This is a genomic window from uncultured Flavonifractor sp., from assembly GCF_944385615.1.
GTDB lineage: Bacteria > Bacillota > Clostridia > Oscillospirales > Oscillospiraceae > Flavonifractor.
This window is the reverse complement of record NZ_CALWXV010000032.1, coordinates 21,462-29,380: the sequence shown is the minus strand read 5'-3', so window position 1 is coordinate 29,380 and position 7,919 is coordinate 21,462. Positions and strand designations below refer to the sequence as shown.

The following is a 7,919-nucleotide window of genomic DNA, read 5'->3' as shown; positions in this document are numbered from 1 at the left end:
TGGAAGCTCCAGATCATCTATGAGCTGTGTATCCAGTCTCCCATGCGGTTTGGGGAACTGAAAAAGATGCTCAAACCCATCACTAACACCATGCTCACCAACGCCTTGAAGGAGCTGGAGGGGGACGGTCTGGTGCACCGGGAGCAATATAACGAGATCCCGCCCCGGGTGGAGTATTCCCTGACGGAAAAGGGAAGAGATCTGCTGCCCATTTTCTATGCCATCTCCCAGTGGGGCATGAAATATATCCCTTGAGCAAGGGGCTTCCCGGGAGTACCCCTAAGCAACAAGAGACGCCGGAATGGTTTGACCGATTGTTAAACCATTCCGGCGTTTTTCAAAAGGCGACTGTACGCAAGTCGATCTTGTCTGCCTCCGTAACCCGCCACTTCAGATAATCTGATTGCCAGTGGACCAGACATGATTCTTTTTTGCTTCCGCAATCGTGTTCTCTACCATGACGCCCACCAGGGGGTGAGGGGTGTAGCGCTCCTCCAGGTATGTGCACTCCTCCGCCGTCAATTCCAGGTCCACAGCTTTGGCAGCCCCTTCAATATGGTGAAGTTTGGTGGCACCAACCACGGGAGCCGTGACACGGGTCAGCAGCCAGGCCAGGGAGATCTCTGTCATGGACACACCCCGGCGATCCGCCAGCTCCGCCACCCGGGCCAGAATGGGCGCATCCTGGTCGTGAGCCGCACCGTATTTGAGTTGGGCATAACTGTCCTCCTGAAGCCGCTTGGAGGTCTCACCGGGGCGCTTGGAAAGCCGTCCGCCGGCCAGGGCGCTGTACCGCGTCATGGCGATGTTTTCCTCCCGGCAGTAGGGGGCCATCTCCCGTTCCTCCTCCCGGAAAATCAGGTTGTAGTGCCCCTGGACGGAGATAAATTTGGCAAAGCCCTCTTTCTCCGCCAGGGCGTTGGCCTTGGCGAGCTGCCAGGCAAAGCAGTTGGAGATGCCGATGTAGCGGGTCTTGCCAGCTTTCACGGCGTTGTTTAGCCCCTCCATGATGTCATAAAGGGGCGTCTGGTGGTCCCACATGTGATAGATGTAGAGATCCACATAGTCCATCCCCAGGTTCTGAAGGCTCTTATCCAGCATTCGCCGAATGTGTTCCTGGCCGCTGATGCCGGCCTCGATTTCCTCATTGGTGCGGGGCAGGAACTTAGTAGCCACCACCACCTCGTCCCGCTTGGCAAAGCCCCGCAGGGCCCGGCCCACATACTGCTCGCTGGTGCCGCTCTGGTAGCCGATGGCGGTATCAAAAAAATTAACCCCAAGCTCCAGCCCTCGCTTGATGATCTCCCGGGAATGCACCTCGTCAATGGTCCAGGAGTGCTGGCCGTTTTGGGAGTCACCAAACCCCATGCAGCCCATGCAGATACGGGAGACTTTCAAATCAGATTTGCCCAGTTTTGTATATCTCATATCAATTCACCTCAGAGTTTCAACCCAGACACCCATGTTTTCAGTTCGTCCGCGTTCAGCCGTCCGTTGAGTAATCGTCCATCCACGATCCTGGCACCGGGGACACTGGCCCGGAGCCCTGCCGCCGACTTACCCAGTCCGCTGCCGCCGGAGGTGGCAAAGAGAACGATCGTCTTGCCGGAAAAGTCGTAACTCTCCAGGAAGGTGTTAATGATGGTGGGAGCTGTGTACCACCAGATGGGGAAACCCAGGAAAATTACATCATACCCGGCTACGGGGGCATCCGTATCGGCCAGAGCCGGGCGGGACTGTTTGTCGTTCATCTCCACACTGCTGCGAGAGCGCTTATCCATCCAGTTCAGGTCAGCACTTGTGTAGGAAATTGCGGGCTTGATTTCATAGAGCTCCGCCCCTGCAGCCTTTGCCAGGGCCTTTGCTGCCTTAGCGGTAGTACCGCTGGCGGAGAAATAAGCAACCAATGCATTCATAGATGAAACCTCCTTTAGCCTCATTGTAAATCCAGCATCTAAAAATGTAAAATGCTCATTCTCTATTTAGAAATATTCTTGTGAGGCATTTTTATATTGTCGGATTGTGGTGGATATGATACGATGGGCGCAAGGAGGCGGAACCATGGAACTTCGTGTTTTGAAATATTTTCTGGCGGTGGCCAGGGAAGAAAACATTACTAAGGCAGCAGCCCTGCTTCACCTGACCCAGCCTACCCTCTCCCGGCAGTTGATGCAGCTGGAGGAGGAGTTGGGGGTACAGCTTTTTCGCCGCAGCCGTTATCACGTTGAACTGACGGAAGACGGCATGCTGCTGCGCCGCCGCGCCCAGGAATTGGTGGATCTCGCAGAGAAGACGACCCGGGAGTTTACCCTGCGCGAAACAGAGCTGATGGGAGAAATCGCCATTGGTGCAGGAGAGACCCGGAGCATGTCCTTCCTCTCTCGCGCCATGGTTTCTTTCCGGGAACACTATCCCAAGGTCACCTTCCGAATTTTCAGCGCCAACGCCGACGATGTGAAGGAACGCTTGGACACGGGCCTTTTGGATATGGGCCTTCTGACAGAACCAGTGGATGTAGGGCGATATGCGTTCTGCCGAATGAAAGAACGTGATCGTTGGGGGGTATTGGTGCGCCTGGACTCCCCGCTGGCCAACCTAAACTCGGTCACACCCGATGATTTAGAACGGGTTCCGTTGATTATCAGCGGTCGTGAGAGCGTCCAGAGGGAGTTAGCCAGCTGGTTTGGCGACCGATGGGAGCGGTTGCAGATTGCCGCCAGTTTTAACCTGATCCTCAACGCGGCCAACATGGTACGCTATGGCGTGGGAACCGCGCTGAGTTTTGATTTGAATTTTTCTTTTGATGATCTCCGATTCATACCGCTTTCTCCTACGATGGACACAGGAACCGTCCTGGTCTGGAAGAAGGATCAGGTACTGACGCCGGCAGTGGAGGCCTTCCATCAGCACATCAAAAATGTTCAATAGGCATTTTTGAAACAAGAAAATAGGCATTAGACATAGGAAAAACTCTGATTTACAATGCAGGTGTCCGAGAAAGGACGCCTGCATTTTTCATTTGGAGGGTTTACGATGACGAAACAGGAGGCAAGCGAGCGCTACCAGATTCCCATGCACATTTTAAGCGAATACGAGAGCTGGGGTCTTTGCGGGGCGGTAAAAGAAGTGATGGGAGCCTGGCAGTACGACGACACGGATCTGGAACGGCTGAGCACCATCCTGACACTCCATGACCTGGGCTTTACCACGGCGGAGGTGGAGACCTATATGCGCCTGTTGCTGGAGCAGCCCCACACGGAGGAGCAGCGGCTCAGGATGCTGGAGGAAAAACGCACTGCTGCTCTGGATGAGATTCACTTTAAGGAGCGTCAGCTCCAGCGGCTGGATTATCTGCGCCACGAAATCCGAAAGACACAAACCATAACAGGAGGTACCAAACGATGAAACGACTCATTACGATTCTTACCACTTTGACTCTGCTGCTTGGCCTGGCGGCCTGCGGCCAGACAGGAACCCAGAGCAACCCCGGCCAGTCCCAGACGCAGCAGGAGGGGACATCCTCTGTGGGGGAGCCGTCCGCTCCCAACCAGTCCACCCCTCCCGCTTCCTCCACGCCGGAGTCAAGCGAATCCGACGAGGAAACACCAGAAGGCGGCGTGCTGGTGGCCTACTTCTCCGCTACCGGCAACACCGAAGGCATTGCCCAGCATCTCCAAAGCATCTTGGATGCCGACCTCTATGAAATCGTTCCGGAAGTGCCGTACACCGACGAAGATCTCAATTACAGCAATGACAGCTGCCGCGCCAACCAGGAGCAGAATGATCCTGCTGCCCGGCCCGCCATCACCGGCACTCTGGAAAATCCGGAGGACTACGATGTGGTGTTCCTGGGCTATCCCATCTGGTGGGGACAGGCCCCCAAGGTGATTTACACCTTCCTGGAGAGCTGTGACTTCGGCGATGCCACCATCGTTCCCTTCTGCACCTCTGGCTCCAGCGGCATCGGCTCCAGTGCCGACGGTCTGCAGGAGCTGACGGAAAATGCCCAGTGGCTGGACGGCCAGCGGTTCAGCAGCGGGGCCAGCCAAGATGACGTGGCCCAGTGGGTGGACAGCCTGGGCCTTAACCGTTGATTTCAGAAAGGAGAAGAGAACTTATGAAACGATGGGCATCCCTTGTTCTCTCAGCGCTCCTTCTTTTCTCGCTGGCCGCCTGCGGTGACGGAGATGTCAGCAGCGCACCGCCTGCTGAGTCCAATGAGAACAATACTTCCCAGACACCCTCCGACACCAACCGCCCTGACCAATCTGAGCCGGTCAGCAGTCAGGAACCTGCTGGGCAGGAGGAAGCGGAGGGGAGCCATATCCTGATCGCCTACTTCACCTGGGCGGACAACACCGTGGTAGAGGATCCATCCAGCGTGGATGTGGACGCCACCACATCCGCCAGCGTTCTTGCCCCCGGCAACGCCGCCAAGCTGGCCGCCTGGATCCAGGAAGTAGTGGGCGGCGACCTCCACTCCATTGTGGTGGAGGAGCCCTATTCCAGCTACTATGACGAATGTCTGGATCGGGCCGCCGAGGAAAAGGCGGATAACGCCCAGCCTGCCCTGACCACCCATGTGGAGAACATGGAGGACTACGACATCGTCTTTCTGGGGTTCCCCAACTGGTGGTACACCCTGCCCATGCCGGTGCTGACCTTTGTGGAAGAATACAATTGGTCCGGCAAGACTGTGGTACCCTTTGTTACCCACGGCACAGGAGGACTTTCCAGCACAATCCGGGATCTGACCGCCGCACTGCCTGAGGATACCACGATTCTGGAACCCATCGGCGTTTACCGTCCGGAGGTAGACACCTCCCAGGGCGCTGTGCAGGACTGGCTGGCTGAACTGGATCTGGAAGTCTGAACATTCCCTTTAACAAGGAGGCAACCAATGAAACGAATTTGCTCCCTTATGCTGGCCGCTGTGCTGGCGGGGACGATGGTATCCTGTGGCTCTCAGACGCCGCCGGAGCAGTCTCAGCAGTCTACATCTCCCCCCTCCTCCAGCCAGCAGGGCCAGGAGGAGCAGCCTCAGATCCCCGAAAACTTTATTCTGGTGGAGGGCGGCACCTTCTCCATGGGCAGTCCAGACAGCGAGGCCTGGCGCAGTGATGACGAGACACAGCACACCGTCACGGTCAGCGACTTCTATATGAGTGCCTTTGAAGTGACCCAGGCGGAATATCAGGCTGTGACCGGTTCCAATCCCAGTACCTTTTCCGGCGAGGATCTGCCGGTGGAGACCGTCTCCTGGCTGGACGCCATCGCATACTGCAACGCCCGCAGTGAGCTGGAGGGTCTGGAGCCCGCCTACACCGTAGAGGGACAGACGGTCACCTGGAACCGCGGTGCCAACGGCTACCGCCTGCCCACCGAGGCGGAGTGGGAGTACGCCTGCCGGGCGGGGACGGAGACGCCCTTCAACACGGAGACCTCCATCAGCGCGGAGGAGTGCAACTACTGGGGCCATTACCCCTACCTCATTGAGGACAACTACTTCAACCAGAGCAATCTGGAGACCCGGCCCGGCGTCTATCGGGAGACCACAGTGGAGGTTGGAAGTTTCCAGCCCAACGCCTGGGGCTTCTACGATATGCACGGTAATGTAGGCGAGTGGGTCTGGGATTATTACGGGGACTATCCTACCGAGGCACAGACGGATCCCGCCGGCCCGGACAGCGGCGTGCTGCGGGTAAACCGGGGCGGAGGCTGGAACGACTTTGCCAAAAATCTCCGCTCGGCCTATCGGGCCACGCTGCCTCAGGACAGCGCGGTCTTCAATGTGGGCTTCCGTCTGGTGCGCAACGCCGCAGCCGGCAGCGGCACGGTGACCGGCTCCAATCTGGAGAGCACGGGCACACAGGGTGGAAATGTGCTGATTGCTTACTTCTCCTGGGGCGGCAACACCCAGGGGATCGCAGAGGAAATTCAGGCCCAGACCGGGGCAGATCTGTTTGAGATCCAGCTGGTGGAGCCCTATTCTACCGAGTACAACACCGTTCTGGAACAGGCCCAGCAGGATCAAAACGCCCAGGCCCGGCCGGAACTGTCCACCCATGTGGAGGATATGGAGCAGTACGACACCATTTTGCTGGGCTATCCCAACTGGTGGGCCTCTATCCCCATGCCGGTGGCCTCCTTCCTGGAGGAATACGACTTCACCGGCAAGACCATCGTTCCCTTCTGCAGCCATGGCGGCGGCCGGTTCGGCCAGAGCCTGACAGCCATCACCAAGCTGGTGCCGGAGGCGGTGCTGGGCGAAGGTCTGGCCATCTCTTATTCCGGCGGTTCCGGGATGCCTGACGATGTGGCCACCTGGCTGGAGCAAAATCAAATTCCTGTTGTGTAAGGAGGAAACCCCTATGAAAAAGAACATCGGGCCGGTTCTGGCCCTCTATCCTACCCCGCTTGTGGTGGTGGGAACCATGGTGGACGGAAAGCCCAACTGGACCCTGGTGGGACACCTGGGCATTATCGGCCACGACCTGGTGATAGTCAGCATGGCCTCCAACCATTACAGCAACGCTGGCATTCGGAAGATGAACACCCTTTCCATCAACATTGTGGACGAGGCTCTGCTGCCCAAGGCGGATTATGTGGGCTGCGTCAGCGGCAGCAAGGTGGATAAAAGCGAGGTGTTCCGCTATTCCATCGGGGAAGGCGGCGCGCCCATTCTCACAGACGCCCCTGTGTCCATGGCCTGCGCTGTGGAGGATATCTATGAGACCCCCGGCTTTGAGTCCTTCATCTGCAAAATTGCCGCCACCTACGCCGAGGAGACAGCGCTCAATGAGGACGGCAAGCTGAACTACCACGCCCTCAAGCCGGTGCTCTTTGAGATGCCCACCTATGAGTACCTCAAAACCGGCGAAGTGCTGGGCAAGTGTATGCACCTGAACAAAGAGTAATTGGAAAGGAGAAAGAAACGATGGAACACAACAAGCAGATGCCTGCTGTGGCTTTGGGTACCTGGTCCTGGGGAACCGGTGCCGTGGGCGGCGACCAGGTCTTCGGCAACCACCTCAGCGCAGAGGACCTGAAGCCCGTATTTGACGCTGCCATGGAGCAGGGCCTCAACCTGTGGGACACTGCCGTGGTGTACGGCATGGGTGCCTCTGAGGATATTCTGGGCGCCTTTGCCAAGGCCAGTCCCCGGGAGCAGATCATTCTCTCCACCAAGTTTACCCCTCAGATCGCCGGTGAGAGCGACGACCCGGTGGATGAGATGTGCCGGAGCAGCCTGGAGCGGCTGGGCACGGACTACATCGACATCTACTGGATTCACAATCCCGCCGATGTGGAACGCTGGACCCCCTTCCTTGCTCCTCTGGTGAAGAGCGGGAAGGTTCGCCGGGTGGGTGTGTCCAACCACAATCTGGCCCAGATCAAGCGGGCACAGGAGATCCTGGCACAGGGCGGCGTAAAGCTCTCCGCCGTGCAGAACCACTACAGCCTCCTGTACCGCTCCTCGGAGCGGGCCTGGATCCTGGACTACTGCCGGGAGCAGGGCATGGACTTCTTTGCCTACATGGTACTGGAACAGGGGGCCCTCTCCGGCAAGTATGACACCGCCCATCCTCTGCCTCAGGGCAGCCAGCGAGCGGAAACCTACAACCCTCTTCTGCCTCAGCTGGAGAAATTGACGGCGGCCATGGCACAGATGGGCGAGAAATACAGTGCCTCTGTCTCCCAGATCGCCATTGCCTGGGCCATTGCCAAGGGAGCCATTCCTCTGATCGGTGTGACCAAGCCCCGCCATGTGACCGAGGCCGCCGCTGCCACCGGCATTACCCTGACCGTCGATGAGGTCGTCCAGTTGGAGCAGCTGGCCGCGGATGCGGGCGTTGACACCCGCGGCTCCTGGGAAGCCCCTATGGTATGAGCCTATGAGGAACAGGAAACTGATCCTG

General features: G+C 57.9%; 10 protein-coding genes. 8 read left to right on the top strand and 2 right to left on the bottom strand.

The genetic code is table 11. The features are described 5' to 3' along the window. Positions 1 to 255: winged helix-turn-helix transcriptional regulator (locus Q0J75_RS09145; protein ID WP_297199967.1), on the top strand; the 255-nt coding region annotated here is incomplete at its 5' end. A 135-nt stretch (positions 256 to 390) separates the two neighbouring features. On the opposite strand, the gene Q0J75_RS09140 is transcribed toward Q0J75_RS09145, so the two are convergent. Together Q0J75_RS09140 and Q0J75_RS09135 are read right to left on the bottom strand one after the other, a co-directional pair. After that, positions 391 to 1,428: an aldo/keto reductase gene (locus Q0J75_RS09140; protein WP_297199964.1), complete on the bottom strand. Its 1,038-nt coding sequence runs from the start codon at positions 1,426 to 1,428 to the stop codon at positions 391 to 393. An 11-nt stretch (positions 1,429 to 1,439) separates the two neighbouring features. Beyond that, complete coding sequence (locus Q0J75_RS09135) at positions 1,440 to 1,916, bottom strand: flavodoxin (protein ID WP_297199961.1); 477 nt, start codon at positions 1,914 to 1,916, stop codon at positions 1,440 to 1,442. Positions 1,917 to 2,061: 145 nt separating this feature from the next. On the opposite strand from Q0J75_RS09135, the gene Q0J75_RS09130 reads away from it, so the two are divergent. The 7 genes from Q0J75_RS09130 (at position 2,062) to Q0J75_RS09100 (ending at position 7,891) form a co-directional block, all read left to right on the top strand. Then, the gene (locus Q0J75_RS09130) at positions 2,062 to 2,928 is read left to right on the top strand and encodes a LysR family transcriptional regulator (RefSeq protein ID WP_297199958.1); all 867 of its coding nucleotides are present in this window, start codon (positions 2,062 to 2,064) and stop codon (positions 2,926 to 2,928) included. A 105-nt stretch (positions 2,929 to 3,033) separates the two neighbouring features. Then, positions 3,034 to 3,405, top strand: a complete 372-nt coding sequence (locus Q0J75_RS09125) for a MerR family transcriptional regulator (protein WP_297199954.1) — start codon at positions 3,034 to 3,036, stop codon at positions 3,403 to 3,405. Beyond that, positions 3,402 to 4,094, top strand: a complete 693-nt coding sequence (locus Q0J75_RS09120) for a flavodoxin (protein ID WP_227603435.1) — start codon at positions 3,402 to 3,404, stop codon at positions 4,092 to 4,094. Before Q0J75_RS09125 ends, Q0J75_RS09120 begins: the two co-directional genes overlap by 4 nt. A 23-nt stretch (positions 4,095 to 4,117) precedes the next feature. Continuing rightward, positions 4,118 to 4,873, top strand: coding sequence for a flavodoxin (locus Q0J75_RS09115; protein ID WP_297199941.1), 756 nt, complete (start codon positions 4,118 to 4,120; stop codon positions 4,871 to 4,873). Positions 4,874 to 4,900: 27 nt separating this feature from the next. Beyond that, positions 4,901 to 6,358: a flavodoxin gene (locus Q0J75_RS09110; protein WP_297199938.1), complete on the top strand. Its 1,458-nt coding sequence runs from the start codon at positions 4,901 to 4,903 to the stop codon at positions 6,356 to 6,358. 13 nt (positions 6,359 to 6,371) lie between these two features. After that, positions 6,372 to 6,917, top strand: a complete 546-nt coding sequence (locus Q0J75_RS09105; protein ID WP_297199935.1) for a flavin reductase family protein — start codon at positions 6,372 to 6,374, stop codon at positions 6,915 to 6,917. A gap of 20 nt (positions 6,918 to 6,937) precedes the next feature. Next, positions 6,938 to 7,891, top strand: coding sequence for an aldo/keto reductase (locus Q0J75_RS09100; protein ID WP_297199932.1), 954 nt, complete (start codon positions 6,938 to 6,940; stop codon positions 7,889 to 7,891). Positions 7,892 to 7,919 lie beyond the last annotated feature (28 nt).

Excerpts from the sequence above, each read along its gene's own strand:
- Q0J75_RS09135 (WP_297199961.1), bottom strand. The coding sequence starts at position 1,916 with ATGAATGCATTGGTTGCTTATTTCTCCGCCAGCGGTACTACCGCTAAG.
- Q0J75_RS09110 (WP_297199938.1), top strand. The coding sequence starts at position 4,901 with ATGAAACGAATTTGCTCCCTTATGCTGGCCGCTGTGCTGGCGGGGACG.
- Q0J75_RS09125 (WP_297199954.1), top strand. The coding sequence starts at position 3,034 with ATGACGAAACAGGAGGCAAGCGAGCGCTACCAGATTCCCATGCACATT.
- Q0J75_RS09115 (WP_297199941.1), top strand. The coding sequence starts at position 4,118 with ATGAAACGATGGGCATCCCTTGTTCTCTCAGCGCTCCTTCTTTTCTCG.
- Q0J75_RS09100 (WP_297199932.1), top strand. The coding sequence starts at position 6,938 with ATGGAACACAACAAGCAGATGCCTGCTGTGGCTTTGGGTACCTGGTCC.
- Q0J75_RS09105 (WP_297199935.1), top strand. The coding sequence starts at position 6,372 with ATGAAAAAGAACATCGGGCCGGTTCTGGCCCTCTATCCTACCCCGCTT.
- Q0J75_RS09140 (WP_297199964.1), bottom strand. The coding sequence starts at position 1,428 with ATGAGATATACAAAACTGGGCAAATCTGATTTGAAAGTCTCCCGTATC.
- Q0J75_RS09130 (WP_297199958.1), top strand. The coding sequence starts at position 2,062 with ATGGAACTTCGTGTTTTGAAATATTTTCTGGCGGTGGCCAGGGAAGAA.
- Q0J75_RS09120 (WP_227603435.1), top strand. The coding sequence starts at position 3,402 with ATGAAACGACTCATTACGATTCTTACCACTTTGACTCTGCTGCTTGGC.